Consider the following 26,686-nt stretch of genomic DNA (forward strand, 5'->3'; position numbering starts at 1 on the left):
TGACGGCGGCGGGTCCGGTGGGTGTCGGCCTACTCGCCGTGGACGAGTTCGTCGGCGAGTGCCACCGCCTCGTCGGCGTCCTCGGTCGAGACCTCGTCGGCGTAGCGGGCCCGCTCGTACCGTTCGAGGAGCCGTTCGACGCACTCGCGCTCGTCGGCGTCCAGCGGGAGGACGTCGACGTACGCATGGAACGTCTCGCCCTCCCGGCGCTCGCGGTAGCGCTCGGCGAGCGCGTAGGCCGCGCGGTCCACGGCGCGTTCCACGTCGGCCGCCGGGTCGTCGCTCCGGGGTTGGTAGCGGACCCACACCGCCCGGTACCCCCGTTCGAACAGGCCGGTCTGGTAGGCGCCCAGGAGGACGGCGACGCCGCCGGCGAGCGCCGCCGCGCGGTCCCGGTCCGCGAGGACGGACCCGCCCGCAGTGCCGCCCGTATCGTCGCCGTTCCCACCGAGGTTCGGGAGTGGGCCACTCCCGCCGCCCTCGCCGCCCGCGGCGATTCCTTGCGTCGTCGTCGGCATTTCGACGATGGGTGTCTGCAACTGCCCGCCCGGGCCACTGCCGTTCGTGGTCTCGTTCGTTCCCGACCCGCCGGGGGTCGACGTCGTCCCGTTCCCCCCGCTCGTCGACGTCGTGGTCGTAGTCGTCGTGGTCGTAGTCGTCGTCCGTCCGTCGGTCCCGTCGCTCGCACTGTCGCCGAGGGCGTCCCGTTCGGCGGCACGTCGGGCGTCGCCGGGGGTCGGGTCGAAGGGGACCCACCCCACGTCGGGGAAGTACACCTCGACCCACGCGTGGGAGTGGAGGCCCCGGACGAGCCACCGTCGGTCGCCGACCTGTTCGCCCGGCGAGTAGCCCACGGCGAAGCGGGCCGGAATCCCCTGTGTCCGCAACAGGACGGTCATCGCCGTGGCGAAGTGGACGCAGTAGCCCGCGTCCATCCGGAAGAGGAACGTCGCCGCGGCGTTGCTGCCGGGCGAGGGGACCGACAGCGAGTACGACTTGGTCGCCTCCAACCACCGCTCGACGGCGACGGCCACGTCGTAGGGAGTCTCGGCACCCTCGGCGAGTCGGTCGCCGAGCGTCGTCACCCGGTCGGGCGTGCTCGACGGGAGGGCCGTGAAGCGCCCCTCGACGTCGTTCGGGTAGGCAGTGCCGGCGTTCCGGAGTCGGTCGGCGCTCCACACCGGGACCTGACTCTCGACGACGTACTCCTCCCCCGACTCGAAGGACCGGCCCGGGAGGAGTCCGCCGAGGGCGGTCACGCTCGTCGTCTCGGGTGCCCCCGTGACCTCGGTCGGTTTCCACGCGGCGGGCATCGTCTGGACGGGTGACTCGACGGTCACCCTCTGACGGAGCGTCGCGGTCTCGCCCGGCGGCGCGGCGAGTCGGCCGTCGTACTCGGTCTCGCCGCCCGTCCGGATCCAATCGCGGCCGGTGTAGCGGTCGTAGGAACCGGCGTGCCAGAGCGCGGGCCGGTCGGACTCGATGGTGAAGCGCTCGTCCGCCGTGAGCGTGATGCTCCCGGTGACCCGGACGCGGTCGTCGACGGCGACCAGACTCCCTTCGAGCGACTGCGTCGACCCGCCGTCGGACCCCGACCCGCCGCTCCCGCCGGTGCTCCGGTCAGTGGGGAAGGGGTCGGCGGCCGCGACCGCGCGCGTCGCGAGGGCCGCGACGACGACCCAGAGTCCGAAGCGACGGACGCGCGACCAGTCGGCGTCGGCGCGGTCCAACTGGCCGAACCCGAGGAGCCCGAACACGCCGACGACGCCGAGGAGGGTCTGCCCGTAGCTCGCGTCGCCCGTGAGGACGAAGAAACCGAGCGCGAGTCCGCCGGCCAGCGCCGCGGCGTCGTATCGTTCCCGGAGCGCGAGGTACCAGGGGAGGAACACCGTCGCCGGGGCCACGGCGGTCGCCCACACGTCGGCGCTCAAGAAGAGCAACACCGACCGCCCGGTGAGGATGCTGAGGAACTCGCCGGCGTAGCGAGCGACGTCGAACAGCGCGCGGTAGACCGCCGGGACGGAGTAGAGGTACGTCCCGAGTCCGGCGACCAGCAGCGTGCTCGCCAGTGCCAGTGCGACCCGTGGCGCGAGCGTCCGGGCAGCGAGGGTCGCGAGTACTCCGCTGCCGAGGACGACGGCGACGAACAGCGGGACGCTGCCGGTGACGTCGACGACGTGGTAGAGGACGCCGACGTAGGGGACCAACAGCAGGAGGGCAGCGAGGAGGGCGAACGCACGGGGAGTCCGGAGAGAACGGCCGGACGTGGCGTCGGACATCGTGTACTGTGTCACGGTACCATCGGTCGCGCACGGGTAAACGCGTTGTGGTGTCGGCGGCGGTGGGCCAGTGCCCGGTCGGCTGTCGGCGAACCGGTACGTACAGGGTCGTGGCGACTCTCGGTACGAGTATGTCCTCGGACGAGTCTCGTGACGACGGACCGCTCCCGCTGCCCGTCTCTCGAAACGTGCAGATCGTGCTGGTCGTCGCGTTCGCCGTCGTCCTCCCCGGTATCGTCGACGGGTACCTCTCACAGGCCGGTTTCGAGGTGCTCGGGGCGGCCGTCTGGGTCGTCAGCTACATCGGCGGCGCGCTCGTCGTGTGGTACTACGTCCTCCGCCCGATGGAACTGGTCGGCGAGAGCGACCACTCGCCGCCACCCGAGAAGTGAGCTACAGTGGCGTGTGAACGCCCGACAGGGACAAACTCCTTAACTCCGCGGCCCGATATACTCTGTTGAACCCCGCCCTATCCATGTCGCTCCACCCTACCTTCCTCGGTCTCACGCCCGAGTCGGTCCAGACGGTCACGGACCCGCTGGCGTGGGTCGTCGTCGCGGCGTTCCTGGTCGCGACGGTCCTGAGCTACCGCTCGACGCGGCACGCGCGGTACGCGGCCGCCGGTGCGTGGACCCTCTTTGCCGGCTTCTGGCTCCTGCTCGTCCCGCACTTCGCGTTCGTCCAGAAGAGCTTCGTCGAGGGCATCCTGAGTGCGTTCGCCGTCCCCGCTTCGCTGTACGTCGCCTACCTCGTCGCGACGAAGCGGGAGTCGCTGCTCGTGCTCACCCGCGCCGTCGCCGTCATGGGCCTGCTCTACCTGCCCGCACTCGCGCTCCCGTGGCTCCAGGAGTGGCTCATCGAGACGACTGCCGGCCACGTCGCGTGGCTCCTGGGCGTGCTCGGCTACCACCCCGAACTCGTCGTCGGCGACAAGGGCTACCTGAACACGTTCGTCTTCTGGCCCACTCCCGACCACCGCTTCCTCATCCACGTCGTCCTCGCGTGTACGGGTATCGGGAGCATGTCCGTCGTCACGGGACTCGTCCTCGCGATGGACGCGCCCGTCGACCGGAAGGCGAAGGCCCTCGGTATCGCGCTCCCGGTCATCTACGTCGCGAACGTCCTCCGGGTCGCGTTCATCGCGCTCGCCTCCGGTCACCAGTGGTTCCAGGTGTTCGTCGACCAGATCCTGTTCCTCTTCGGGTCGACGGACGCCTACAAGGTGTCCTACTTCGTCTCCGACCGCATCATCGCCCAGTCGCTCTCGGTGGTCGTCCTCGTCGCGCTCATCTGGGTGCTCCTGCGCGTCCTCCCCGAACTCGTGGTCGTCGTCGAGGACGTCCTCTACGTCGCGACCGGCGACGACTACGACCTCCGCGAGCAGTTCGGCGGTCGAGTCTGAGAATCCCCTCTAACTCGGGTCTCGGCCCTCGGGCCGGTGGGCGCCACGAGTACACTTTTCGTCCCGGCCGACGACGTCGGCCGTATGGCCGCCCTGTCCCTGTCCGGTCTCTCGAAGTTCTACGGCGAGACGCGCGCCGTCGAGGACCTCTCGTTCTCCGTTCGAGAGGGTGAGGTGTTCGGCTTCCTCGGGCCGAACGGTGCCGGGAAGACCACGACGATTCGTACGCTCCTCGGCTTCCTCCACCCGACGGCCGGTGACGCTACCGTCCTCGGCGTCAGCATCCACGACCGCGACGCGCTCCAGGAGGCCCGCTCTCGAATCGGCTACCTCCCCTCGGACCCGAGTATCGACCCCGACCTGACTGGCCGTCGATTCCTCGACGAACAGGCGGCGTTGAAGGGCGACGTCCGCCGCGAGGAGTTGGTCGAGCGCTTCGACGTCCCGGTCGACCGGCGGGTCGGCGAGTTGAGTCGGGGGAACCGACAGAAACTCGCCATCGTCCAGGCGTTCGTGCACGACCCGTCGCTGGCAGTGCTCGACGAACCCACGTCGGGGCTCGACCCGCTCCTCCAGGAGACGTTCAACACCTTCCTCCGGGAGGAGCGCGCCGCCGGGACGACGGTGTTCTTCTCCAGTCACGTCCTGAGCGAAGTCCGGAAGGTCTGCGACCGGGTGGCGGTCGTCCGCGACGGGCACTTGGCGGCGCTGGAGGACGTCGAGTCGCTCCTCTCGCGCGGCGGCAAGCGGGTGCGCGTCCACGTCGGCGAGGACGTCTCCGCGTCCGACTTCGACATCGAAGGCGTCCACGACCTCCACGTCGACGACGAGGTCCGGTTCACCTTCACCGGCGACTACGACGACCTCGTCGCGTTGCTGTCGCGCTTCTCGATTCGGGACCTCGACGTCGAGGAGGCCCCACTCGAAGACGTCTTCGTGCGCTTCTACGGCGAGTCGGAGTCGCCCCGCACCGACGCGACGCGGAGGCCGGCCGATACTGGGGGTGAAGGCAGTGTTTGAGCTGGCTCGCTTCGCGGCGCGTAAACAGCGGACCGCCACCGCGACGCTGACGCTCCTCCTCGCCCTCCTCGCGGCGACGATGGTCGCGTTCTTCCCCTCGGTGGAGGCGTCGGGCGTCGACTTCGAACAGTACATCCAGAGTCTTCCACCCGCGTTCCGCGAGGCGTTCGGCGTCGCGACCCTGACGAGCATCGAGGGTTTCCTCGCCTCGGAGTTCTACCAGTTCGCCTTCGTCCTGCTGTTCGGTCTCTACGTCGCCTACCTCGGCGGACGACTCGTCGCCGCCGACGTCGAGACGGGCCGCATCGACCTGCTCCTCGCGACACCGGTGTCGCGACGACGCGTCGTCGTCGAACGCTACCTCTCGCTCGTCCCGTCGTTGCTCGTCACGAACGTCGTCGTTCCCGCCGTCGTGGTCGTCGGCGTGGAGTTGGTCGGCGAGTCGATCGCTCTCGAACGGGTCGTCGCCGTCCACCTCCTCTCGATTCCGTACCTCCTGTGCTGTGGGGCCATCGGTCTCGTCCTCTCGGTTCTCACCTCGCGGACGGACGTGGCTCAACGCAGCGCACTCGGACTCGTGTTCGCGCTGTTCATGCTGGAGACTGTCGGCGCGGCGAGCGGCACCGAAGCACTCGGGTACCTGAGTCCGACCTACTACTACGACCCGACGGCGGTCCTCGTCCGCGGGACGTACGACTTCGTCGGTGCCGTCGTCCTCTCACTCGCGACCGCCGCGCTCGTCGGGGTCGCCGTCTGGTGGTTCTCCCGGACCGATATCGAGGGCTGAACGGTCCCCGTTCGCCGCGTTCGTCCGCTACCACGCACTCCGCAGCACGTCTTCGATGTCCTCGACGGACGGGTCGAACCCCTCCGGCGTGTTGCCCACGAGGGAGTCGTCGTGGGTCGACTCGGCGACGTCGGGCAGGTCTTCTTTCGAGAGGTCCTCGATTTCGCGCAGGCGTGTGGGGAGTCCCAGCGCGTCGCGAATCTCGGCGACGCGGTCTACGACCGCCCCGGCCGGGTCGTCGGTGTCGTCCACGCCGAGCGCCTCCGCGAGCAGGTCGCGGCGGCCGTCGACCCGGTCGAAGAGCAGACGGAGTGCGTGGGGCGCAATTATTGCGTGGGCGCCACCCTGTTGGACGGCGTACCCCCGGGCGATGCCGTGGCCGAACGCGTGGATCAGCGAGAGCGTCGACCCCGACCCGCGCGAACAACCGTACTGGACGAGCATCGTTCCGACGACGGCATCGTGGAGCGTCTGTTCGTCGCGCTCGCCCGCGCCGAGTGCGGGGAGTCCCTTCGAGAGGAGTCGGAGACCCCGCATCGCCGTTCCGTCGGTGACGGGTGTGGCGTTCGCCGCGTACAGCGTCTCGACGCCCTTGTCGAAGCCGTTCATCGCCGAGGCACAGAGCACGTCGTGGGGCGTCGTCTCGAACAGCGCGGGGTCGTAGTAGAGTGCTTCGGGCATGAGTCGACCGTCGGAGACGCCGCCGCGGGTCAGTCCGTCCGTGCGGGTGGTGATGCCCGCGACGACCGAGAGGTCTGCGCCCGCGAGCGTCGTCGGCACGGTCAGGATGGGGACGAGTTCGCCGCCCGGGACCGAGAGCGTCCCGGTCTCCTCGAACTCCTCGTGGACGGCGGCGCGGTCGATGTCGTCCCCGTTGCGGGCGGCGAGCACGCTCGCGACCTTCGCGACGTCGAGGCTCGACCCGCCGCCGAGGCTCACCAGTGCGTCGGCGTCGAGGTCGTGGAAGCGCTCGGCCGCGTCGATAGCCGTCCCGAGGGTCTTCGCGGTCGTCGTCTCGGCGAACACGCCCGCGAGACGGTCGCCGAGTCCCGCGCGGACGGGGTCGACGACTTCGGGCGTCGTCCCGACGGTCTCGCCCGTCACGACGAGTGCGTCTTCCGCACCGATGGCCGCCACCTCGTCGCCGAGCGCGGAGACGCACCCCTCGCCGTAGACGAGCGTACCGGGTTCGTAGTCGAATCGAAACTCCTCGTGCATGCTTCCCGGTTCGGCGGGTGGGGGTTTGGGGTTTGTGCTGCGGAGACCCACCAAAGATAGTAGTACGAAAATTTATGTCTCCCGTCCGTAACTAACCGAACGAGTCGGGACGTCGGCCTCCTGTCCCGACTTACTCCTCCCCGGTCATTGGGATAGACTCGAACGTAACTTCACGATGGGCCATCGACGCTGTCCGAGGACGTCGTGGTCGTCGACGTCCACGTCGTCGCCGTCGCATATCTGGATCGGGTCTGCCTCGTGTAGACGAGTGCTCTCCTGTTTTGGCCGGGCAAGACTAGTGCGAACGCGCCGTATCTTTATAGTGGTGTGTATGGGACTCTTCCTCATGGACGAGTTAGACGACCTCCCGGAACTCTCGTTCGCGGGGGTCCAGACGTTCTTGAAGGCCGAGCAGGCGGACGTAGACGACGTCGGCGAGTCGGTCGACGTCGGGGTTCTCGGCGTCCCGTTCGACGGCGCCGTCTCCCGGCAACCCGGCGCGCGCTTCGGACCGGGCGCCATCCGCGAGGCCAGCGCGTGGTACGCCTACCTCGGCGGCTACAAGGGCGGCGTCCACAACGTCGAGACCGACCAGACCGTCGACTACGGCGACGTCGAAGTCCGCGACTGCGGCGACGTGCCCACGGTCCCGACGAGCATCGAACGGACGCGCCCACAGATCGAGGCGGCCGTCGAGACCGTCGCGGACCAGACCTTCCCGCTCGTCCTCGGCGGCGACCACTACGTCACCTACCCCTCGTTCCTCGGCTACGCGCGGAGCGTCGGCGAGCGCGTCGGACTCGTCCACCTCGACGCCCACAGCGACACCGTCGAGTCGAGCACCCTCTACGGCGAGCACTTCCACGGGTCGCCGATGGCCCGCATCGACGAGAGCGCGTTCGGCGGCTACGAGAACCACGCGATGGTCGGAATTCGCGGGTACGAGGGTCCGGAGTTCCCGGACCTCGTCGACGAGCGCGGCCTCCACGTGAGTTACGCGCCGGACGTCCGCGAGCGCGGTATCGAGGCGTGTGTCCGCGACGCCGTCGACCACGCGACGGACGGCGTCGACCACGTCTACCTCACCGTCGACATCGACGCCGTCGACCCGGCGTACGCACCGGGCACCGGGACGCCCGAACCCGGCGGACTGACCAGTGCGGACCTCCTGACGGCGATGGACGTCCTCGGCGAGTACGACGAGATCGGCGCGATGGACCTGATGGAGGTCGCCCCGAAACTCGACCCGACGGAGTCCACCCAGCGGCTCGCCGCCAACGCGATCGTCCGGTTCCTCGAAGCGAAGTTCCTCTCGTAACTCGACGGCCGAACGGGACGAATGAGTTTGGACGGATTTTCTTAGTTGGATAGTTTTTACAACCCACTAGATACGAATACATATCTATACTCTGTCACTGATTCTTTGCGATAGATGTCGAAGGTGACGGTCTACTATTCACGACACTCAGTCCAAACTATCTACTTACCATTACTAAAGAGACAAACGATTACAACTAGTTTGTACGGTTTTTCTAGAATGGACGAGGCGGTTGCTCCTGACAAATCGTGACATTCTATCTCCGGCCGATTCGCCGTTGGCTTTACACGCGTACTCGTGTAAGAATGGTCGCGCTTCACACAATTTCTGGCGGACGGCGTTTGCGAGAGACAAACGGGCCGTTCAGGCGTCGCCGTTCATCGTCTGGAGGTTGACCTCGACGATGTTGACCGTCTCCGTCACCTTCCGTGGGAACTCGTCGTCGAAGCGCTCGCCGTCGAGTCGACTCGCCGGTGCAGAGACGCTGAGGGCGCCGAGAACGTCTCCGTCGGGTCCGAGGATGGAGGTGCCCACCGCACGGACGCCGAGGAGGTCCTCCTCGTCGTTCGTGGAGTACCCACGTTCGCGGATGCGTTCGAGTTCGTCCTCGAACGCCTCGCGGTCGGTGATGGTGTGTTCGGTTCGCCGGGGGAGTCCGTGTCGGTCGAGGTGCGCGTCGAGTTCGTCGTCGTCGAACTCCGCGAGGATGGCCTTCCCGGCGGCCGAGTAGTGGAGGTGTCGGCCCATCTTCTCCCGGTTCTTCACGAAGAACTCCTGGCCGACGGCACGGTCGCCGAACGACTCGTAGAGGATGTTCTCCAGGCCCGCGTCCTCGGTGATGAGGTGGACGCACTCGCCGGTCTCCGCCGCGAGGTCGTCGACCTCCCCCTTCGCGGCGTGGTAGAGCGGCGAACTGTTGCGGACGTACTCCCCGAACGTGATGAAGCGCTGTCCAAGCGCGTAGCCGTCCCCTCGGTGCTCGACGAACCCGTGGTCGCACAACGTCGCGAGGTGCGTGTGGAGTGCACCCTTCGAGAGGTCGACTTCCTCCGCCAGTTCGGCGAGTGTTGCCCCGTTCAGTCGGCGGAGGGCTTCGAGCACGTCGAGTGCCCTGTTCACCGAGCCGATGGTTCGTTTCCCCGCGTCGTTCGTTGGCATACCCTACCCTTGGCGTGAGCCGAGAAATAGCTTTTGACACTCGCGAACGCCTACCATGGCTCGTTCGGGAGTAGACAGTTACTGTCTACTCAAGGCAAGATTTATGGCGAATTTAGACGATTTCCGTGTATGGACCGCGAGACAGCCGAGCCGACAGTCGCGAACCTTGGCGGGACGGCCTCACAGGAGTGGATCGAGGCCCACCAGGCCGTCGCCGCGCCCAGTGAGTACTCCCACGAGTTCGTCTGGGACGTCACCGCCGAGGCGGACGGCCCGTTCGTCACCGACCTCGACGGCAACGTCCTCCTCGACTTCACCTGCCACATCGGCGCCGCGCCGCTCGGGTACAACAACCCGAAGGTGCTCGACAAACTCCGGGAGTTCGACCTCGTCGACCCCCTGAAGATCGCCGGACAGGACTTCTACTTCGGGAGCGGGACCGTCGACGACCCCGACTTCCCCGGTTCGACCCAACTCATGCAGAAGTTGACCGAGGTGTCGAGTCACTACGGGATGGACACGGTGTTCCTCTCGAACTCCGGCGCCGAGGCCATCGAGAACGCGATGAAGGTGGCGTACAACGCGTGCGAGACGCCGAAACACGGGATCACGTTCTCGGGTGCGTTCCACGGCCGGACTCTCGGGACGCTCTCGCTCACGCGCGCGAAAGACGTGTACACGCGGAAGTACCCCGAATTCTCGGGTATCCGCGAGGTGCCGTTCTGTGCCTGTGACGGCGCGTGTACCTGTGGATTCCGCGCCGGCGAGGAGTCCCGTCTCGAACAACTCGTCGGCGCCCACGGGAGCCTCGACCCGAGCGAGGTCGCGTTCATGATCCTCGAACCCGTCCAGGGCGTGGGCGGGTACCGGTTCCCGAGCGAGGAGTTCGCCAGCGAGGTCGGCCGCGTCTCCGAGGAGTACGGCATCCCGCTCATCGTCGACGAGATCCAGACCGGCGTCGGTCGCTCCGGGTCGATGTGGGCGGCCGACCACTTCGAGTTCGAACCGGACCTCATCACTTCGGCGAAGGCGCTGCGCGTCGGCGCGACCATCGGCCGCTCGGAACTCTTCCCCGACGAGAAGAACCGCCTCGGTTCGACCTGGGGTGGCGGCGACGTCGTCGCGGCGATGCAGGGTGTCTTCACCCTCGAAGCCATCGAGGAACACGACCTCCTCTCGAACGCGGAGACGCGCGGCGCCCACCTCGTTGAGGCCGTCGCCGACGCCGACCACGCCTGCGTCGAGGACGTCCGCAACCTCGGGTTGCTCACCGCCATCGACTTCGACACGAAGGAGCGTCGCGACGACGTCGTCGCGGCGGCACTGGAGCGCGGCCTGCTCACCCTCGGCTGTGGGTACCGGACGCTCCGCCTGCTCCCGCCGCTCGACGTCACCGAACGGGAGGTCGACCTCGGGACGTCCCTGCTGAACGAGGCCATCGCGGAGGTCGACGATGAGTAGTGAGCGCTCGTCCGCCGACGCACCCGACGTCGTCGTCCTCCGCGAGGGGACCGAGGGTCTCGGCATGGCCGAGTACGCCGATGAGATCCGCGAGCGACTCCCCGAGGCGGACGCCCGGCACGCCCGGACCCCCCACGAAGAGCGCGAACTCGTCCGCCACGCCCCCGTGGTGACGGGCGTCGGCATCGACGAGGGCCTCCTCGACGCCGCCGAGGACCTCGAACTGTTCGCCTGTGCGTTCGCGGGTACGGGCCACCTCCCCGAAGACGAACTCGAACGCCGCGGCGTCACCGTGACGAACGCGGGCGGCATCCACGCGCCCGGCATCGCCGAGCAGGCCATCGGGAACGTCCTCACGTTCGCCCGTAACCTCCACGAGGGGTGGCGGCGCAAGCAGAACGGCGAGTGGCGGCACTTCCAGTCGTTCGAACTCACCGGCTCGACGGTCACCATCGTCGGGCTCGGTTCCATCGGGCAGGCCGTCGCCCAGCGCCTCCAGGGCTTCGACGTCGACACCATCGGCGTCCGCTACACCCCCGAGAAGGGGGGCCCGACCGACGAGGTCATCGGCTTCGAGGACCGGCCGTTCCACGACGCGCTCGCGCGGACCGACTACCTCGTCGTCGCCTGCCCGCTCACTGACCTCACGCGCGGACTCATCGGCGAGGAGGAACTCGCCACGCTCCCGCCCGAGGCCGTCGTCGTGAACACGGCCCGTGGGCCCATCCTCGACACGGGTGCGGTGGTCGAGGCGCTCCAGACCGAGAGCCTGCGCGGCGTGGCGCTCGACGTCACCGACCCCGAACCGCTCCCGCCGGACCACGTGCTCTGGACGCTGGAGAACGCCCTCGTCACGCCCCACACCGGCGGTCACACGCCGAAGCACTGGGACCGACTCGCCGACATCCTCGCGCACAACTACGCGGCGCTGGAGACCGACGACGCACTCGAAAACGTGGTCATCGCGCCCTGAGGCGGGCGCGGGTCGCGTTCCTCAGACGACGAAGAGGTCGCGGTCGAAGTCGGCCAGCGTCTCCGCACCGTTCTTCGTAACGCGGAACGTCTCGCTGATCTCGACGCCGAAGTCGTCGAACCAGATGCCCGGAATCATGTGGAAGGTCATGTTCTCTTCGAGGACGGTCTCGTCGCCCGGCCGGAGGCTGACGGTGTGTTCGCCCCAGTCCGGCGGGTAGCCGACGCCAGTCGCGTACCCGAGACGGGACTCCTTCTCGATGCCGTGTTTCGCGATGGTCTCGCGCCACACGCCCTCGACTTCCTCGGCGGTCACGCCGGGTTCGACGGCGTCGAGGGCGGCCTGTAGCCCCTCCATGACGACGTCCGCGGTCTCCTGCATCTCGGGTGCCGGTTCGCCGACGGTGAGGGTGCGGGCCATCGGACAGTGGTAGCGGTGCTTACAGCCGGCGAGTTCGACGATGACCGGGTCGCCCTGCTCGAACTCGCGGTCGGACCACGAGAGGTGGGGGGTCCCCGTGTAGTCGCCCGAGGGCATCAGCGGGACGATGGCGGGGTAGTCACCGCCGAACTCCTCGGTTCCCCCGATGAGTCCGTCGTAGATGGCGGCCGCGGCGTCGGACTCGGGGACGCCCTCGCGAATCGTGTCGACGGCGGCCTGCATCCCCGTCTCGGCGAGGCGGGCGGCCTGGCGCATGTACTCGATCTCCGCGTCGGACTTCTTCAGTCGGACCCAGTTCACCAGCAGCGTCTCGTCCTGGACGTCTGCCTCCGGGAGTTGGTCCGTGAGGCGAGCGTGCGAGCGCGCGGTGTAGTAGTAGGCGTCCATCTCCACGCCCAGCGAACGGTCGCCGTAGCCGTACTCGTCGATCACGGAGGCGACGTAGTCCATCGGGTGTTTGTCGTGGGGCGACTGGACGTAGTCGTCGGTGTAGTACAGGACGTTCTCGTCGTCCATCCACGTCGTCACCTCCGCGGACTTGGCGTCCATCTCGCGGCCGATCCACACCGGGTCGTGGTCGAGCGTCACCAGGACCCCCTGGTGGACGTAGAACGACCACGACTTGTAGCCAGTGAGGTAGTTCATGTTCGCGGGGTCGGTGACGAGGAGGGCGTCGACGCCCGCCTCCCGCATCCGTTCGCGCGTTCGGTCGAGTCGGCGCTCGTACTCGCTGGTCGGGAATGGGACGAGTTCGTTCATCTGCGTCACCCGACTCCTTGGGTGGTGTTCGCATAAGTCTTACGCGAACAAGTCAGTTTCTGACTACGCGAGTGCTGGTTCCTGTGAACAATCTATATGTAGGAGGTCCACGTGGTCGCTCGTATGGCGGGACCGCCGATCCACGACCTGCACTTCGCCCAGGAACCGTCCGTCGACCGCGTCCCCGGACCCAAGTCCGACCGACTCCGGGAGAAACAGAACGAAATCGACAGCAACGCCGTCGCGTACCCCAACAACATCCCCCTCGCCTTCGACGAGGGGAAGGGCGCGACGCTGAAGGACGTCGACGGGAACGTCTTCCTCGACTTCTTCGCGGGCATCGGCGTCTACAACGTCGGCCACGCGAACCCGTACGTCAACGAGGCCGTCCACGAGCAGGTGGACAAACTCACCCACTCCGTCGACTTCCCGACCGAACCGCGTCTCGAACTCATCGAGAAACTCGAAGAACTCGCGCCGGGGAACCTCTCGGGTAACAGCCGAGTCGTCTTCGGCGGCCCGACCGGGAGCGACGCCATCGAGGCGTCCATCAAACTCGCGAAGTACAACACCGGTGGGCGTGGCCTCGTCGCCTTCCGTAACTCCTACCACGGCGCGACCAGCGGCGCCATGAGCATCACCTCGAACAGCAAACTCAAGAAACACTACGCGCCGCTCCTGCCGGACGTCGTCCACGCGCCGTTCCCCCACCCGTTCCAGGAGGGCCGCGACCCCGAGGAGTCCGTCGAACGGGCACTCGAAGAGGTCCGCGCGACCATCGAACAGCCCTACGGGGGTCTCGCGAACCCCGCGGGCATCTTCGTCGAACCCATCCAGGGCGAGGGCGGCGTCGTCGTCCCGCCAGAGGGCTTCCTCCAGGGCCTCCGCGACATCGCCGACGAGAACGACCTGCCGCTCGTCTTCGACGAGATTCAGGCCGGCTTCGGCCGCACCGGCGAGTGGTGGGCCGCCGAGCACTACGACGTCACGCCCGACGCGATGACGACGGCGAAGGCGCTGGGCGGGAACGGTCTCCCGCTCTCGGCGACGATCTACCACGAGGACCTCGACACGTGGGGACCGGGCGACCACGCCGGCACCTACCGCGGACACGTCCCCGCGATGGTCGGTGGCGTCCGCGCCATCGAGTACATCCAGTCCCACGACCTGCTCGACCACGCGACCGAGGTGGGTGACTACATCCGCGAGCGACTGCGCGAGGCCGGCGAGGGCGACTCCGGACTCGGCGACGTGCGCGGGAAGGGCCTGTTCATCGGCGCGGAGTTCGTCGACTCGGAGGGGAACCCGGACGACGACCGCGTCGAGGCCATCCAGCAGTACTGCTACGAGCACGGCGTCCTCGTCTGGACGGCCGGACAGTACGACAACGTCCTGCGCCTGCTCCCGCCGCTCGTCCTGACCCAGCGGCAGGCCGAGGTCGGTACCGAGATCATCGCGGACGCCATCGCGGCGACGGCCGAAGATGAACGCGCCCGCGCCTGAACGCCTCCGCGACCTCCGTCGGGACCTCCACCGCTTCCCCGAACCCGCGTGGCGCGAGTTCCGCACGACCTGTCGACTGGTCGCGGAACTCGAAGCCGTGGGCGTCGACGAACTCTTCGTCGGCCGGGAGGCGATGGACCCGACGGCGCGGATGGCCGTCCCCGACGAGACTGAACTCGCCACCTGGTACGAGCGCGCCCGCGCCTCGGGCGTCGACGAGTCCGTACTGGCGCAACTGGAGGGCGGGTACACCGGCGTCGTCGCCCGCCTCGACTGTGGCGACGGCCCGCACGTCGGTCTCCGGGTGGACATCGACGGCCTGTTCGTCGAGGAGTCGGCCGACCCCGAGCACGCCCCTGAACGCGGGGGGTTCCGGTCGGAGTACACAGAGTCGATGCACGCCTGCGGCCACGACGGCCACATGACCATCGGCGTCGGCGTCCTCGAAGCCGTGATGGAGAGCGACTTCACGGGGACGCTCACGGTGTTCTTCCAACCGGCCGAGGAGGAGTCCGGCGGCGGGAAGCCGATGGCCGAGAGCGAGCACGTCGAAGGCATCGACTACCTGTTCGCCGTCCACCTCGGTCTCGACCACCCGACCGGCGAGGTCGTCGGCGGCATCACGAAACCGCTCGCGATGTGCCACGTCGAGGCGACGTTCCACGGCGAGTCCGCCCACGCCGGGAAGGCCCCCAACGAGGGACGAAACGCCATCCAGGCGATGGCGACGGCCGTGCAGAACGCCTACGCCATCCCGCGTCACGCCGACGGGATGACGCGCGTCAACGTCGGGAAGGTCGACGCCGGCAGCGCGAGCAACGTCGTCGCCGAGCGCGCACACGTCCTCGCGGAGGCGCGCGGCGAGACGACCGAACTGATGGAGTACAGCCGAGAGAAGTTACGACGCGTCTTCGAGTCGGCCGCCACGATGCACGAGTGTACGGTCGACTTCGAGGTGATCAGCGAGTCGCCGCGGGCGGACAGCGACCCCGAACTCGCCGAACTGGTCACGGACGTCGCTGCGGGAGACGAGCGGGTCGACTCCGCCCTCCAGCACGCCGAGTTCGGCGCCAGCGAGGACGCGACCTTCCTCATGGACGCGGTCCAGCGACAGGGTGGACTCGCGACCTACGCCATCGTCGGCACCGACCACCCCGGCGCGCACCACACGCCGACCTTCGACGTCGACGAGCGCTCGCTCCCCCTCGCGGTGGACGTGCTCGCCGAGTCCATCGAGCGCGTCGCCGCCGAGGGTGTCTGAGATAACGCTTATTGGTCCGCCTGCGGTGGGTTCGGGTATGACCGACCCCGACGCCGACCGCACGCGGACGCTCGCCGCGCTCCTCGGGCGCGACCCCGAGGACCTCGAAGCACGCGGTGCGTCCGCCGACTACGACGCGCTCCCGGCGGCCGACGCCGACGAACCGACGCCAACCGACGTGCGGTTCGACCCCGGCGTCCCCGACGACGCGTTCGACGCCTTCGTCTCGACGTTCGACTTCTCGACCACCGACGACGGCCCGCTCGCCGGGTGGGACCTGGCCGTCAAGGACAACCTCGCCGTCGCGGGCGTCCCGCTCACCGCCGGGTCGCGGGTGCTCGCCGACGCCACACCCGCCCGACACGCACCGGCGGTCTCGCGGCTCCTCGACGCCGGCGCGAGGCTCGTCGGGAAGACGAATATGGACGAACTCGCCTACGGCCCGACCGGCGAGACGAGCGCGTTCGGCCCGACGCGCAACCCGCAGGACACCGCCCACGTCGCCGGTGGCTCGTCGGCGGGGAGCGGGGCAGCCGTCGCCGCCGGCATCGCCGACGCCGCGCTCGGGACGGACACTGGTGGGAGCGTCCGGATTCCCGCCGCGTTCTGCGGCGTCGTCGGCTACAAGCCGTCGTTCGGGACCGTGCCGCGGACCGGCGTCGTCCCGCTCGCGCCGTCGCTCGACCACGTCGGCGTACTCGCGAACTCGGTAGCCGACGCCGCCCACGTCGCCGACGTCGTCGCCGGACCGGACGGCCGCGACTCGGCGACGGTCGGCCGAGAGCCACCGTCACTGGCCGCCGCCGCGACCGACGCGCGGGCCATCGAGGACTGTTCGTTCGGTCTCGCCGAGGAGTTCCTGGGCGAGCACGTCGACCCGGCGGTCCGCGGACGTGTCGAGCGCGCGGTCGACGCCCTCGAAGCCGCCGGCGCACGGGTCGAACACGTCTCGGTTCCGCGCTTCGACCTGACCGCGCCCGTCTGGGACGCCATCACGAACGTCGAACTCGCGGCCGCGCTGTTCGCCGGTCTCGCCCCACTCGACGGCGTCGGCGTCGACGGGGCGTGGCACGCCGACGCGGCCGAGGCACTCCGCGCGGTGGCCGACGGGACGGCCGACCACGCGTTCGCCGACCGACTCGTCGAGAACGCCCTCGACGGTGCGGCGCTGCTCGACGAGGGCGGCGCGTCGGTCTACACCCGGGCACTCGCCGAGTGCGAGCGCTTCGCCGACGGGTACGCCGACGCGCTCGGCGACCACGACGCCCTGCTCGCGCCGACGATGCCCGTCACCGCGCCGGCCGTCGGCGAGTGGCCGCTCTCCGCGGACGACCGCGACGACCGTGACGACTCGGACGCCGAACGCCCGCCGCTCTCCGTGAACGTCCGGCAGGCGAACCTGCTGGGGGCGCCCGCGCTCTCGCTCCCGTGTGGTCGTGTGGGCGGACTCCCGGTCGGTCTTCAACTCCTCGGGACACCCGGCGCGGACACGCGACTCGTGGCCGCGGCCGCGGCCGTCGAAGCAGAACTCCGCTGAGAAGCGATTCCGTCGCTACCCCTTGCTCCCCCATCCGAAGGCGAGCCAGCCGCCGTCGAGGTGGAGTACCTCCCCAGTCACGTAGTGGTCGCCGGCCGCGAGGAACGTCGCGCACTCCGCGACCTCCTCCAGCGTGCCGTAGCGACCGAGCGGCGTCCGGTTCTCGATGTGCTCGTCGGCGTAGCCGTAGTAGGGCCACTCGTCGTCCTTCTCGCCCGCTCGCTCGCCCCACGGCGCCTCGGCGAGGTCGGTCTTCACGTACCCCGGTGCGAGAGCGTTGACGTGGACGTCGTTCTCGGCGAGTTCGACCGCGAGACAGCGCGTCAGGTTCTCGATGGCGCCCTTCGAGGCGTTGTAGGCCGCCCGGCCCTGGACGCCGACGCTCCCCCAGATGCTCGACACGTTGAGGATGTGTCCGTGTCCCTGCTCGGCCATCACCTCGCCGGCGGCCTGCGCACCGAAGAAGACGCCCGTGAGATTCACGTCGAGGACCTGGCGCCACTCCTCGGGCGTGAGGTCGAGGAAGGGTTTCTCGACGGACGTCCCCGCGTTGTTGACCATCACGTCGAGCGACCCGAACTCCGCTACCGCGGCGTCGACGAGTGCGCCGACGTCGTCTCTGTCGGCGACGTCCGCCTCGACGCCGACGGCTGTCCCGCCCGCCTCGCAGATGGCGGCGGCGACCTCCTCGGCGCGCTCCTGCGAGCGAGAGTTCGTGACGACGTTCGCGCCCTCCGCGGCGAACCGCTCGGCGATTCCTCGGCCGAGACCCGTGCTCGACCCCGTGACGACGGCGGTCTTCCCGTCCAGTTCTCCGGACATGTGGCGACGTACCACACCGCACGACATAACTGTACTCCATTTAAGTACTGTTCGAGGGTACTTGAAGAAACGACCGGGTCAGGTGGAGAGTGAGACGAGTGTCGTGCCGACGACGACGACCCCGGCGGCGGCGAGCAGGCGGGGGGTGACGCGTTCGAGCCGTCGCGGCAGGAAGGCGGCCGAGAGCAGGAGGACGAGTAGCGGGGCCGTCTGGAAGAGCGGGACGACCACGACGACCGGGAGGAGGGCGAGCGCCCCGAAGTAGCCGACGAGCGCGAGGGTGCTGCCGAGTCCGGTCGCGACGTACCAGCGGAACGGGGCGGCGCGGATCGACGGGAGCGAGACGGCACGCGAGAGGCGGACGTAACTGCCGTACCCGACGGCGGCGGCGGTCACCATCACCGCGAGTCCGACGAAGGTCGGGGTCCCCTCGGCCAGACCGGTCTTCACGAAGATGGGTTCGACGCCGAGCGCCAGCGCCGACACCAGCGGCAGGGCGAGGGCGGCGCCCGCCTCACGGAGCGAGGCTTCGTCGCCGTCGCGGGCGGTGTCGTAGGAGACGACCGCGATGCCCACGACGACGAGGACGACACCGAGCGCGTGCGACGGGGTGAGGGTCTCGCCGAGGAACGCGACAGCGAAGACGGCCGAGAAGAGCGCGGTGGTCGAGACGACGGGTGCGGTTCGCGCGGCGCCGATGGTGGTCGTGCTGGCGAACTGTGCGACGCGGGCGACCACCGACCCGGCGGCACCGGCCGCGGCGAACGCCACGACCGCGAGCGGCGTCAGGCCGTAGTCCGGGTAGTACCACACCGCGACGGCCGGCACGACGACGAGGACGTTCGTCGCGAGCGCGACGACCATGGCCGCGGCGACGGACCCGGACTTCCGGTCGGTCGCGAGACGGAGGCAGACGTACTGGAGCGCCCACCCGAACGCTCCGACGACGGCGAGTGCGAGTCCGGCGAGGTTCACACCTCACAGCGTGCACCGGGTGACCTTGGCTGTTCCGCACGTCCACCCGGTCGCCCGGTCGCTCGTCGCCTCCCCCGGCGCAACCTTCAAGCGTCGTGGCGCGTCTCTGCGGGTATGGATCTCGACCGACTCGGCGTCCACGAATCCACCAGTATCGACTTCCCGTTCGAGGTGCTCGCCGCCGAACTCGCGGACGACGTCCCCGAGGTCGTCCCGGTGGGAGGGAGCGACGGCGTCGACCCCGCCACCTGCGACGCCTTCGTCACGTTCACCCACCAACCGGCCCTGCTCGACGCCGACCCCGTGTGGATTCACACGACGCAGGCCGGCGTCGACGGGTTCCCGTTCGACGCCTACGAGTCGCGAGACATCCCCCTCACGAACAGCGCGGGCCTGCACGGCGACAGCGTCGGCGAGACGGCCATCGGGATGTGCTTCGCACTCGGCCGCCGCCTCCACCAGTTCGCCCGCCAGCAGACCCGCCGCGAGTGGTCGTTCCCCGAGTGGGACGCCGCGTTCACCCTCCGCGGCGAACCGGTGACGGTCGTCGGTCTCGGGACCATCGGGTCGGCCGTCGCCGAACGGGCCGACGCTCTCGGGATGACCGTCACGGGCGTCCGCCGGAGCGACGACCCCGTCCCCGGCGTCGAGACGCTCGTGTCGCCCGACCGACTCCACGACGCGATTCGGGACGCCCGGTTCGTCGTCCTGGCGGTCCCGCTCACCGACGAGACCGAGGGCCTCGTCGGTCCCTCGGCGTTCGACGCGATGCGCGAGGACGCCTACCTCGTGAACGTCGCGCGCGGCCCGGTCGTCGACCAGGACGCCCTCGTCGAGGCGCTCGAAGCCGGGGAAATCGCGGGCGCGGCCCTCGACGTCTTCGAAGAAGAACCACTCTCCGAGGACTCGCCGCTTTGGGGCATGGACGACGTCATCGTCACGCCGCACGCCGCCGTCGCGGACCGTGAGTTCTACGTCCGGGTCGCCGACCGCGTCCGCGAGAACGTCGAGCGCCTCCGGACGGGTCGGTCCCTCGAGAACAGAGTCGTCTGAGTCGCGCTACGCGTCGAGCGCTTCGACCAGCGTCGCCACGTTCGAGACGGCGGTCTCGACGAGTCGCTCGCCGAACTCGGCGGTGGCGCCCCGCGGGTCGCCGAGGTTGCCGGCGTGGGTGAGGTCGGCCATGTCGTCGGCCGAGAGCGCCCAGCCCACCCGGTTCTCGCCGTAGGCGTCGTAGTCGGTGAGCGGGAGCGACTCGTCGGGCACCTCGACCGGGACCGCCTCGTCCATCGACACGAGGTCCGGCCGGAGCGCGAGCAACACGCTCGTCTCGAACTCCGCGGCGTGGAAGGCGGGTTCGCCGGTCCGTCCTTCTTCGGCGGTCTCGGCCCACACGTCCGAGAGTGGGACGTGGAACGCCCGGAGGTCGTGTTCGGTGCGGAGGGTCCGGACGACCACGTCGAGTTCCGGGTCCTGTGCGAGGTAGTGGCCGTTGAGCAGGAGGACGTTCTCGACGCCCCACTCGCCGGCGGAGGCACAGACGTCGCGGACGTAGTGCTGGAACGTCTCCGACTCGACGGTGAACGTCCCCGGCTTGAACGTGTGGTGGGGGCTGACGCCGTAGGGAATCGCGGGCGCGAGCAGGCAGTCGGTTCGCGCGGCGACCCGTTCGGCGACGGCCTCCGGCATCTGGACGTCGACGCCGAGCGGCAGGTGGTGGCCGTGCTGTTCGACGGACCCGACAGGGAGGAGTAACGTCCGGGTCTCTTCCAGCGCCGCCTCTACCTCCCGCCACGTCAGTTCCGCGAGTCGGTACGTCGGTTCGTCCGCGTCGTCGTTCATACGCGACCGGACGCCGGAGTCGGACAAAGGTCTGTCCATGTCTCACGGGAACGTTTATCAGGAGTCCGGCGGAGGTACGGACGATGTCCGACGACTACCTGGAGGACGTTCGCCTCCGGAAGCGCGCGAACGTCTACTACGACGGTCGAGTCACGAGTCGCGAACTCCGAACACCCGACGGCGAGCGGCGGACGCTCGGCGTCGTCCTGCCGGGGACGTACACGTTCGAGACCGACGAGACGGAGACGATCGAAATCCTCGCCGGGTCGGGAAAAATCGAGTTGTCCGCCGAGACGGTCGTGTTCGGGCCGGGTGACACCGTCACCGTTCCCGCCCAGACCTCGTTCGACTTCGTCGCGGACGACGTCGTCGACTACTGCTGTACGTACGACTGAACGCGGCGACGCTACTCCCCCTTGCTCCCCCACCCGAAGGCGAGCCAGCCGCCGTCGGCGTGCAGGACTTCGCCGGTGACGTAGTGGCCGCCGCCGGCGAGGAAGACCGCACAGTTGCCCATCTCATCGACGGAGCCGAACCGCCCGAGCGGCGTCCGATTCTCGATGTCCTCGTCCTCGTAGCCGTAGCGAGGCCAGGGCTCGCGTTCGCCAGCGTCCTCGTCCTCCTCTTCTTTCTCTTCGCGTGTCTGCTCGTCGAGGGCCGTCTTGATGAACCCCGGCGCGAGGGCGTTGACGTGGACGTCGTGTTCGGCGAGTTCGACCGCGAGACAGCGCGTCAGGTTGTTCACACCCCCCTTCGACGCGTTGTAGGGGGCGCGGCCCTGCACGCCGATGCTCCCGAAGATGCTGGAGACGTTGATGATCTGGCCGCCGCCGCCCTGTTCGACCATCGCGTTGCCGGCGGCCTGTGCGCCGAAGAAGACGCCCGTGAGGTTCACGTCGATGACCCGTCGCCACTCGTCTTCGGGCATCTCCAGCGCCGAGGAGATGTGGCTGATACCCGCGTTGTTGACCATCACGTCGAGCGACCCGAACTCCGCCACCGCGCGCTCGACGAGTCGCTCGGCGCCGGCCTTCTCGCTGACGTCCGCCTCGACAGCGACGGCGGTGTTCCCGTCCTCGCGGATGGTCTCGGCCGTCGCCTCGGCGCGCTCCTTCGAACGTGAGTTCGTGACGACGTTCGCGCCCTCCGCGGCGAACCGCTCGGCGAGGTGCTTCCCGATACCGCTGCTCGATCCCGTGACGACGGCCGTCTTTCCGTCGAGTTCTCCGGACATACGACTGGTGTCTGGTACCACTACCCACAAGTAGTTTGCCCTCGTCCCGCAACCACTATTACCTCCCTCGGGGTACGGGAATCCATGGCACAGCCAGATGGAGTCGTTCCTGGAGCGGTCGCCGACCTGCTCTCGCCCTACGTGGGTTACAGCGTCGGCGTCGAAGACGAGTACGACACGAACGTTGGCGAGATAATCACCGACGTGCGCGAGGCCGACCACGCCGACGTCGGCATCGTCGGGATGCCGTTCGACACCGGGTGCGTCGCGGGACCGCGCGGTTCGCGCGCCGGCCCGGAGGGGGTCCGCGAAGACCTCACACACGGGACCTGCTACAACCCCGAAATCGACGTGGACATCAGCGAGGGCCTCGACGTCGTGGACTACGGCGACGTCGACGTGGTGCACACGGACATCCACGAGAGCCACGACCGCGTCGAGCGCGTCCTCACCGCAGTCACCGAGTCGGGCGTCGTCCCGTTCAGCATCGGCGGCGACCACTCGCTCACCTACCCCACCGCGAAGGCGACGATGAACGCCGTCGACGGGCAGATCGGCGTCATCAACGTCGACGCCCACCACGACGTCCGGCACTCCCACGGCGGCGAACTCTCCGCGGGGACGCCGTTCCGCCGCCTCCTCGAAGACGAGAGCGGGCAACTCGACGGCGAGAACTTCGTCGAACTCGGTCTCTCGGGGTGGCACAACTCGAAGTACTACGTCGACTACGTCCGCGACGTCGGCGCGGAGGTCGTCACGGCCCGCGAGGTCCACCGCGAGGGCGTCGACGCCGCGGTCGAGCGCGCACTCGCGGCCGCGACCGACGGGACGGACGCGGTCTTCCTCTCCGTCGACATCGACGTCCTCGACGCGGGCGTCGCCTCGGGGACGTGTGCGCCGAGTCCGGGTGGACTCCTCCCCTACCAACTGCTCGAACTCGTCTACCAACTCGGTCGCCACGACCTCGTCCGGGGCGCGGACCTCGCAGAGGTCGCACCGCCGCTCGACTCGACCGGCGCGACGACGATGACCGCCGCGGCCGTCGTCACCCAGTTCCTCGGCGCGCGGAAGGAAGCGAAGCAGTAGCGCGAGCGGCCACGGTGGTCGGACCCACCCGAACAACTAAGTCGTCGTCCGGCCATCTCCCTGTCGATGGACGGTATCTGTGAACAAATGGCAGAGCACGGGCACGACGAACTGAAAGCGTTCCGCGACGAGGAGACGGGTCTCAGGGGGTTCATCGGGATCCACGACACGACCCTCGGACCCGCGGCGGGCGGCACTCGCCGCTACGCCTTCGAGTCGGAGGAAGAGGCCATCGAGGACGTCCTCCGACTGTCGCGGGCGATGACCTACAAGTACGCCATCTCGGGTATCAACATGGGTGGCGCGAAGGCGGTCATCTGGGTCGAGGACGACGACCACAACACCGAGGAACTCTACCGCTCCTACGGCCGGATGGTCGATAGCTTCGACGGGCGATTCGTCACCGGCGGCGACGTCGGCACCGACGAGCGCGAACTCCGCTGGGTGAACATGGAGACCGACTACGTCCTCGGTCTCCCCGAGCAGTTCGACCACCCCGAGGGGTACCACGGTGGCGGTCTCGGCGTCGTCCGCGCGATGGAGGCGTGCTGTGACCTCACCTACGACGACCGCGACCTCTCGGACCTCCACGTTGTCGTCCAGGGCGTCGGCGACATGGGCGAGGCCATCGTCAGTTACCTCTCCGACCGGGGCACTCGCGTCACCGTCGCCGACCCGAACCAGGAGGCGGTCGACCGCGTCGTCGACGAGTACGGCGCTCACGAGGTCGACCCCGACGACGTCTACGGCGTCGACTGCGACGTCTTCGCCCCTTCGGCACTCGGCTTCGTCATCAACGACGAGACCATCCCGCAACTCGAGTGCGACATCGTCTGCGGCGCGGCGAACAACCAACTCGACGACGAGGAGCGACACGGCCAGCGCCTCCACGACGAGGGCATCCTCTACGCGCCCGACTACCTCGCGAACTCCGGGCGCACCATCGACGACACCGACCTCCTCCGGAAGGGTGGCTACCAGCACGACCGCGCGACGGCGATGATCGACGGCATCTACGACCGGATGCTCGAAATCGGGGAGCGCTCCGAGCGCGAGGACCGCCCGACCTACGCCATCGCCAACGAGGTGGCCGAAGAGCGTATCGAGGCCATCGGGTCGATGCGGTCGAAGGTGACCAACCGGCAGGCGCCGCAGTGGACACGATGAGCCACGCCGGTCCCGACGTCGAGTTCGACAACCAGGTGCTCGACGCCGACGGAAACGTCGTCGCGCCCGAGCGCGTCCCGGACTGCTCCGACGAGGAGTTCGTCGAGATGTACCGCTGGATGAAGTTCGCCCGCCGCTTCGACGAGCGCGGCGTCAGCCTCCAGCGGCAGGGGCGGATGGGGACGTTCTCCGCGCTGACCGGGCACGAGGCGGCACTCGTCGGCAGCGAGGCGGCGCTCGCCGACGACGATTGGCTCGTCCCCTACTACCGCGACCACGCGGCGACGATGGCCCACGGTCTCCCGCCCGAGCGCATCCTCCAGTACTACATGGGCCACGAGGCGGGGAGCATCGTCCCGGAGGACGTCAACGTCTTCCCCATCTCCATCACCATCGGGGGACACCTCCCGCACGCCGTCGGCCTGGCACACGCCGCGAAACTCCGCGGCACCGACGAGGTGTTCTGCTGTTACTTCGGCGACGGCGCTACTTCGGAGGGCGACTTCCACGAGGCGCTCAACTTCGCGGGCGTCTTCGACACGCCGAACGTGTTCTTCTGCATGAACAACCAGTGGGCCATCTCCACGCCGGTCGAACAGCAGATGGCGACCGACACCATCGCGCAGAAGGCGACGGCTTACGGGTTCGAGGGCGTCCGCGTCGACGGGACGGACCCGCTGGCGGTCTACAACGTCACGCGGGAGGCGGCGGCGCGCGCCCGCGAGGACGACCCGGCCGACGGCGAGCGCCGACCCACGCTCGTCGAGGCCGTCCTCTACCGCGTCGGCGCCCACAACACGACCGACGACCCCTCGAACTACCACCGCGAGACGGACGCGGCCGACCTCGAACGCTGGCGCGACCACGACCCCCTCCCGCGCTTCGAGACGTTCCTCCGGGAGAGCGGCCGCCTCGACGACGAGCGCGTCGCCGCCATCGACGAGTGGGTCGAAGAGGAACTCGAACGGGCGGTCGACGCCGCGGAGGCGACGACTCCGGACCCCGACGAACTGTTCGAGTTCGCCTACGCCGACCAGCCGTCGCGCGTCCGTGAGCAACAGGCCGAACTCGCCGCCCTGCGGGAGCGGTACGGCGACGACGCCCTCCTCGAAGACTGAGGCACGCGTCGACTACCAAATTCCTTCGGATACGGATACTAACAGTCGAAAATACTGGACGTTCGGCCACCGAACGTCGACACACACCAAACTATATATACTGGGTATCGCAATAGTGGGGGTGGGAGATAATGGCAGACAGAGATACCAGAACCGGGAGTCAGCGGCGTCGGACGTTCCTCAAAGTCGGTGGCGCGAGCGCCATCGGGATGACTGGCCTCGCAGGCTGTCTCACCGGGGGCGGCGGTGGGGGAGACACGACGACGAGTGGGGGAGGCGAGACGACGACCGACGACGGCGGGCCGATGGACTTCGGCGGCAAGGAGATCAGCGTCATGCTCAACGTCGGCGCCATCTCCACCGTCCACAAGAAGTACCTCATCCCGCGCGTCGAGGAGAAGTACAACCTGAAGATCAACACGCAGACGGCCGTCACGACCACACAACTCACGAAACTCCAGGCCAACCCGGACAGCCCGCCGGACGTCCTCATTCCGGACGTCATCGGCATCGAGAAGGCCTCCCGTAACGGGTGGCTCGAACCGCTGACCGACCACAAGGACCTGGTCCCGCAGATCGACAATATCTACGACAAGTTCGTCCACTACGGCGGGACCGGGGCCTCCTGGGAGGTCGGCGAGGTGCTGCCGGTCATCAACAAGAACATGTGGGACTCGACGCCGACGTCCCACGCCGAGGCGATGAAGAATTCGAGCGCGACGGCGCTCGTGCCGTTCTCGTGGTCGGGGGGTCCCTACCTCCTGCTGATGGCCTCGGCCATCGCGACGGGCGAACCCTTCAACTCCAAACTCGACGTCCAGGCCGGCTTCGACTGGCTCGAGAAGAATATGAAGCCGAACGTGAAGACGACCTACCAGGGCGTCGCGTCCGCGAAACAGCAACTCGCCAGCGGCAACGTCGACTCGCTCAACCTGTTCTGGGACTACATGGTGTTCGACATGTGGAAGAGCGGCGCGCCCATCAACGCGCTGTTCCGCCTCGAACCGAAGGGTATCGCGTTCGCCGAGGCCGTCGGCGTCCCCAAGGGGACGAACAACATGGACGCGGCGCTGGTCTACGCGAACGAGTGTCTCTCGCCGTGGTTCCAGGAGAAGGCCTCGGCCGAGATGGGGTGTGGTGTCACCAACAAGAACGCACAGGTCGACCCGCAGGCCAAGGAGTTCGGCGCGACGACCGCGGACGAGTTCGACCAACTCGCGTTCCCGAACTTCGAGTACATCTGGAACAACCGCAGCGACTGGTCGCAACGCTGGAACGAGATCTTCTCGCAATAACACTACCAACAGCCCTCACTCGTGAAATCG

Annotated in this window: 24 protein-coding genes; 16 read left to right on the forward strand and 8 right to left on the reverse strand. The window is 68.5% G+C overall.

Annotation, left to right across the window (positions count from 1 at the left end):
- Positions 1 to 29: 29 nt before the first annotated feature.
- The gene (locus P0Y33_RS00835) at positions 30 to 2,294 is read right to left on the reverse strand and encodes a transglutaminase-like domain-containing protein (protein WP_279528682.1); all 2,265 of its coding nucleotides are present in this window, start codon (positions 2,292 to 2,294) and stop codon (positions 30 to 32) included.
- A 116-nt stretch (positions 2,295 to 2,410) separates the two neighbouring features.
- On the opposite strand from P0Y33_RS00835, the gene P0Y33_RS00840 reads away from it, so the two are divergent.
- The 4 genes from P0Y33_RS00840 to P0Y33_RS00855 all read left to right on the forward strand — a co-directional run bounded on the left by P0Y33_RS00840 (position 2,411) and on the right by P0Y33_RS00855 (position 5,488).
- Entirely contained in the window at positions 2,411 to 2,671 is a 261-nt protein-coding gene (locus tag P0Y33_RS00840; RefSeq protein WP_279528683.1) for a hypothetical protein, read from the forward strand.
- Positions 2,672 to 2,754: 83 nt separating this feature from the next.
- Entirely contained in the window at positions 2,755 to 3,681 is a 927-nt protein-coding gene (gene artA / locus P0Y33_RS00845; RefSeq protein WP_279528684.1) for an archaeosortase A, read from the forward strand.
- Positions 3,682 to 3,765: 84 nt separating this feature from the next.
- Complete coding sequence (locus P0Y33_RS00850) at positions 3,766 to 4,701, forward strand: ABC transporter ATP-binding protein (RefSeq protein WP_279528685.1); 936 nt, start codon at positions 3,766 to 3,768, stop codon at positions 4,699 to 4,701.
- Complete coding sequence (locus tag P0Y33_RS00855; RefSeq protein ID WP_279528686.1) at positions 4,694 to 5,488, forward strand: ABC transporter permease subunit; 795 nt, start codon at positions 4,694 to 4,696, stop codon at positions 5,486 to 5,488. Before P0Y33_RS00850 ends, P0Y33_RS00855 begins: the two co-directional genes overlap by 8 nt.
- 27 nt (positions 5,489 to 5,515) lie before the next feature.
- Here P0Y33_RS00855 and P0Y33_RS00860 read toward each other — a convergent pair whose 3' ends face one another.
- The gene (locus tag P0Y33_RS00860) at positions 5,516 to 6,706 is read right to left on the reverse strand and encodes an iron-containing alcohol dehydrogenase family protein (protein ID WP_279528687.1); all 1,191 of its coding nucleotides are present in this window, start codon (positions 6,704 to 6,706) and stop codon (positions 5,516 to 5,518) included.
- A 346-nt stretch (positions 6,707 to 7,052) separates the two neighbouring features.
- On the opposite strand from P0Y33_RS00860, the gene P0Y33_RS00865 reads away from it, so the two are divergent.
- Entirely contained in the window at positions 7,053 to 8,024 is a 972-nt protein-coding gene (locus P0Y33_RS00865; protein ID WP_279528688.1) for an agmatinase family protein, read from the forward strand.
- Positions 8,025 to 8,387: 363 nt separating this feature from the next.
- Here the strand turns inward: P0Y33_RS00865 and P0Y33_RS00870 are convergent, their stop codons facing one another.
- Positions 8,388 to 9,182, reverse strand: a complete 795-nt coding sequence (locus tag P0Y33_RS00870; RefSeq protein ID WP_279528689.1) for an IclR family transcriptional regulator — start codon at positions 9,180 to 9,182, stop codon at positions 8,388 to 8,390.
- A 129-nt stretch (positions 9,183 to 9,311) separates the two neighbouring features.
- On the opposite strand from P0Y33_RS00870, the gene P0Y33_RS00875 reads away from it, so the two are divergent.
- Entirely contained in the window at positions 9,312 to 10,643 is a 1,332-nt protein-coding gene (locus P0Y33_RS00875; protein ID WP_279528690.1) for a class-III pyridoxal-phosphate-dependent aminotransferase, read from the forward strand.
- Positions 10,636 to 11,616, forward strand: coding sequence for a D-2-hydroxyacid dehydrogenase (locus P0Y33_RS00880; RefSeq protein ID WP_279528691.1), 981 nt, complete (start codon positions 10,636 to 10,638; stop codon positions 11,614 to 11,616). The genes P0Y33_RS00875 and P0Y33_RS00880 overlap by 8 nt, the downstream gene beginning before the upstream one ends.
- 21 nt (positions 11,617 to 11,637) lie before the next feature.
- Here P0Y33_RS00880 and P0Y33_RS00885 read toward each other — a convergent pair whose 3' ends face one another.
- Positions 11,638 to 12,816 carry a M24 family metallopeptidase gene (locus P0Y33_RS00885; protein ID WP_279528692.1) on the reverse strand — a complete coding sequence of 393 codons (1,179 nt, stop codon included), beginning with the start codon at positions 12,814 to 12,816 and terminating at the stop codon, positions 11,638 to 11,640.
- A gap of 123 nt (positions 12,817 to 12,939) precedes the next feature.
- Here P0Y33_RS00885 and P0Y33_RS00890 point away from each other — a divergent pair, with 123 nt between their 5' ends.
- From P0Y33_RS00890 to P0Y33_RS00900, 3 genes are read left to right on the forward strand one after another with little or no spacing between them, the layout of a single operon-like run.
- The gene (locus tag P0Y33_RS00890; protein ID WP_279528693.1) at positions 12,940 to 14,319 is read left to right on the forward strand and encodes an aspartate aminotransferase family protein; all 1,380 of its coding nucleotides are present in this window, start codon (positions 12,940 to 12,942) and stop codon (positions 14,317 to 14,319) included.
- Positions 14,300 to 15,580, forward strand: a complete 1,281-nt coding sequence (locus P0Y33_RS00895; RefSeq protein ID WP_279528694.1) for an amidohydrolase — start codon at positions 14,300 to 14,302, stop codon at positions 15,578 to 15,580. The genes P0Y33_RS00890 and P0Y33_RS00895 overlap by 20 nt, the downstream gene beginning before the upstream one ends.
- A 37-nt stretch (positions 15,581 to 15,617) precedes the next feature.
- On the forward strand, positions 15,618 to 17,117 hold the full coding sequence (locus tag P0Y33_RS00900) for an amidase (RefSeq protein WP_279528695.1): 1,500 nt from the start codon (positions 15,618 to 15,620) through the stop codon (positions 17,115 to 17,117).
- Positions 17,118 to 17,132: 15 nt separating this feature from the next.
- Here P0Y33_RS00900 and P0Y33_RS00905 read toward each other — a convergent pair whose 3' ends face one another.
- Positions 17,133 to 17,939: an SDR family NAD(P)-dependent oxidoreductase gene (locus tag P0Y33_RS00905; RefSeq protein ID WP_279528696.1), complete on the reverse strand. Its 807-nt coding sequence runs from the start codon at positions 17,937 to 17,939 to the stop codon at positions 17,133 to 17,135.
- A gap of 78 nt (positions 17,940 to 18,017) precedes the next feature.
- Positions 18,018 to 18,914 carry an EamA family transporter gene (locus P0Y33_RS00910; RefSeq protein WP_279528697.1) on the reverse strand — a complete coding sequence of 299 codons (897 nt, stop codon included), beginning with the start codon at positions 18,912 to 18,914 and terminating at the stop codon, positions 18,018 to 18,020.
- A 114-nt stretch (positions 18,915 to 19,028) separates the two neighbouring features.
- Here P0Y33_RS00910 and ddh point away from each other — a divergent pair, with 114 nt between their 5' ends.
- The gene (ddh, locus tag P0Y33_RS00915) at positions 19,029 to 19,967 is read left to right on the forward strand and encodes a D-2-hydroxyacid dehydrogenase (RefSeq protein WP_279528698.1); all 939 of its coding nucleotides are present in this window, start codon (positions 19,029 to 19,031) and stop codon (positions 19,965 to 19,967) included.
- Between the two features lie 6 nt (positions 19,968 to 19,973).
- Here ddh and P0Y33_RS00920 read toward each other — a convergent pair whose 3' ends face one another.
- Positions 19,974 to 20,756: a creatininase family protein gene (locus tag P0Y33_RS00920; protein ID WP_279528699.1), complete on the reverse strand. Its 783-nt coding sequence runs from the start codon at positions 20,754 to 20,756 to the stop codon at positions 19,974 to 19,976.
- 83 nt (positions 20,757 to 20,839) lie between these two features.
- Between P0Y33_RS00920 and ppnP the strand changes: the two genes are divergently transcribed.
- Complete coding sequence (gene ppnP, locus P0Y33_RS00925) at positions 20,840 to 21,151, forward strand: pyrimidine/purine nucleoside phosphorylase (protein ID WP_279528700.1); 312 nt, start codon at positions 20,840 to 20,842, stop codon at positions 21,149 to 21,151.
- 11 nt (positions 21,152 to 21,162) lie between these two features.
- On the opposite strand, the gene P0Y33_RS00930 is transcribed toward ppnP, so the two are convergent.
- The gene (locus tag P0Y33_RS00930) at positions 21,163 to 21,990 is read right to left on the reverse strand and encodes an SDR family NAD(P)-dependent oxidoreductase (protein ID WP_279528701.1); all 828 of its coding nucleotides are present in this window, start codon (positions 21,988 to 21,990) and stop codon (positions 21,163 to 21,165) included.
- Positions 21,991 to 22,074: 84 nt separating this feature from the next.
- Between P0Y33_RS00930 and P0Y33_RS00935 the strand changes: the two genes are divergently transcribed.
- The 4 genes from P0Y33_RS00935 to P0Y33_RS00950 all read left to right on the forward strand — a co-directional run bounded on the left by P0Y33_RS00935 (position 22,075) and on the right by P0Y33_RS00950 (position 26,656).
- On the forward strand, positions 22,075 to 23,076 hold the full coding sequence (locus P0Y33_RS00935) for an agmatinase family protein (RefSeq protein ID WP_279528702.1): 1,002 nt from the start codon (positions 22,075 to 22,077) through the stop codon (positions 23,074 to 23,076).
- An 87-nt stretch (positions 23,077 to 23,163) separates the two neighbouring features.
- Entirely contained in the window at positions 23,164 to 24,243 is a 1,080-nt protein-coding gene (locus tag P0Y33_RS00940) for a Leu/Phe/Val dehydrogenase (protein ID WP_279528703.1), read from the forward strand.
- Positions 24,240 to 25,361, forward strand: a complete 1,122-nt coding sequence (gene pdhA, locus P0Y33_RS00945; protein WP_279528704.1) for a pyruvate dehydrogenase (acetyl-transferring) E1 component subunit alpha — start codon at positions 24,240 to 24,242, stop codon at positions 25,359 to 25,361. Before P0Y33_RS00940 ends, pdhA begins: the two co-directional genes overlap by 4 nt.
- A gap of 131 nt (positions 25,362 to 25,492) precedes the next feature.
- Positions 25,493 to 26,656, forward strand: coding sequence for an ABC transporter substrate-binding protein (locus P0Y33_RS00950; RefSeq protein WP_279528705.1), 1,164 nt, complete (start codon positions 25,493 to 25,495; stop codon positions 26,654 to 26,656).
- Positions 26,657 to 26,686: the final 30 nt, after the last annotated feature.

Source organism: Halospeciosus flavus (assembly GCF_029814175.1).
Classification (GTDB): Archaea; Halobacteriota; Halobacteria; order Halobacteriales; family Halobacteriaceae; genus Halospeciosus; species Halospeciosus flavus.

Coding starts and splice junctions, on each gene's coding strand:
- P0Y33_RS00950 (WP_279528705.1), top strand. CDS start 25,493: ATGGCAGACAGAGATACCAGAACCGGGAGTCAGCGGCGTCGGACGTTC.
- P0Y33_RS00920 (WP_279528699.1), bottom strand. CDS start 20,756: ATGAACGACGACGCGGACGAACCGACGTACCGACTCGCGGAACTGACG.
- P0Y33_RS00885 (WP_279528692.1), bottom strand. CDS start 12,816: ATGAACGAACTCGTCCCATTCCCGACCAGCGAGTACGAGCGCCGACTC.
- P0Y33_RS00850 (WP_279528685.1), top strand. CDS start 3,766: ATGGCCGCCCTGTCCCTGTCCGGTCTCTCGAAGTTCTACGGCGAGACG.
- P0Y33_RS00860 (WP_279528687.1), bottom strand. CDS start 6,706: ATGCACGAGGAGTTTCGATTCGACTACGAACCCGGTACGCTCGTCTAC.
- P0Y33_RS00935 (WP_279528702.1), top strand. CDS start 22,075: ATGGCACAGCCAGATGGAGTCGTTCCTGGAGCGGTCGCCGACCTGCTC.
- P0Y33_RS00895 (WP_279528694.1), top strand. CDS start 14,300: ATGAACGCGCCCGCGCCTGAACGCCTCCGCGACCTCCGTCGGGACCTC.
- P0Y33_RS00840 (WP_279528683.1), top strand. CDS start 2,411: ATGTCCTCGGACGAGTCTCGTGACGACGGACCGCTCCCGCTGCCCGTC.
- P0Y33_RS00870 (WP_279528689.1), bottom strand. CDS start 9,182: ATGCCAACGAACGACGCGGGGAAACGAACCATCGGCTCGGTGAACAGG.
- artA (WP_279528684.1), top strand. CDS start 2,755: ATGTCGCTCCACCCTACCTTCCTCGGTCTCACGCCCGAGTCGGTCCAG.
- P0Y33_RS00940 (WP_279528703.1), top strand. CDS start 23,164: ATGGCAGAGCACGGGCACGACGAACTGAAAGCGTTCCGCGACGAGGAG.
- ddh (WP_279528698.1), top strand. CDS start 19,029: ATGGATCTCGACCGACTCGGCGTCCACGAATCCACCAGTATCGACTTC.
- pdhA (WP_279528704.1), top strand. CDS start 24,240: ATGAGCCACGCCGGTCCCGACGTCGAGTTCGACAACCAGGTGCTCGAC.
- P0Y33_RS00875 (WP_279528690.1), top strand. CDS start 9,312: ATGGACCGCGAGACAGCCGAGCCGACAGTCGCGAACCTTGGCGGGACG.
- P0Y33_RS00880 (WP_279528691.1), top strand. CDS start 10,636: ATGAGTAGTGAGCGCTCGTCCGCCGACGCACCCGACGTCGTCGTCCTC.
- ppnP (WP_279528700.1), top strand. CDS start 20,840: ATGTCCGACGACTACCTGGAGGACGTTCGCCTCCGGAAGCGCGCGAAC.
- P0Y33_RS00865 (WP_279528688.1), top strand. CDS start 7,053: ATGGACGAGTTAGACGACCTCCCGGAACTCTCGTTCGCGGGGGTCCAG.
- P0Y33_RS00905 (WP_279528696.1), bottom strand. CDS start 17,939: ATGTCCGGAGAACTGGACGGGAAGACCGCCGTCGTCACGGGGTCGAGC.
- P0Y33_RS00900 (WP_279528695.1), top strand. CDS start 15,618: ATGACCGACCCCGACGCCGACCGCACGCGGACGCTCGCCGCGCTCCTC.
- P0Y33_RS00890 (WP_279528693.1), top strand. CDS start 12,940: ATGGCGGGACCGCCGATCCACGACCTGCACTTCGCCCAGGAACCGTCC.
- P0Y33_RS00930 (WP_279528701.1), bottom strand. CDS start 21,990: ATGTCCGGAGAACTCGACGGAAAGACGGCCGTCGTCACGGGATCGAGC.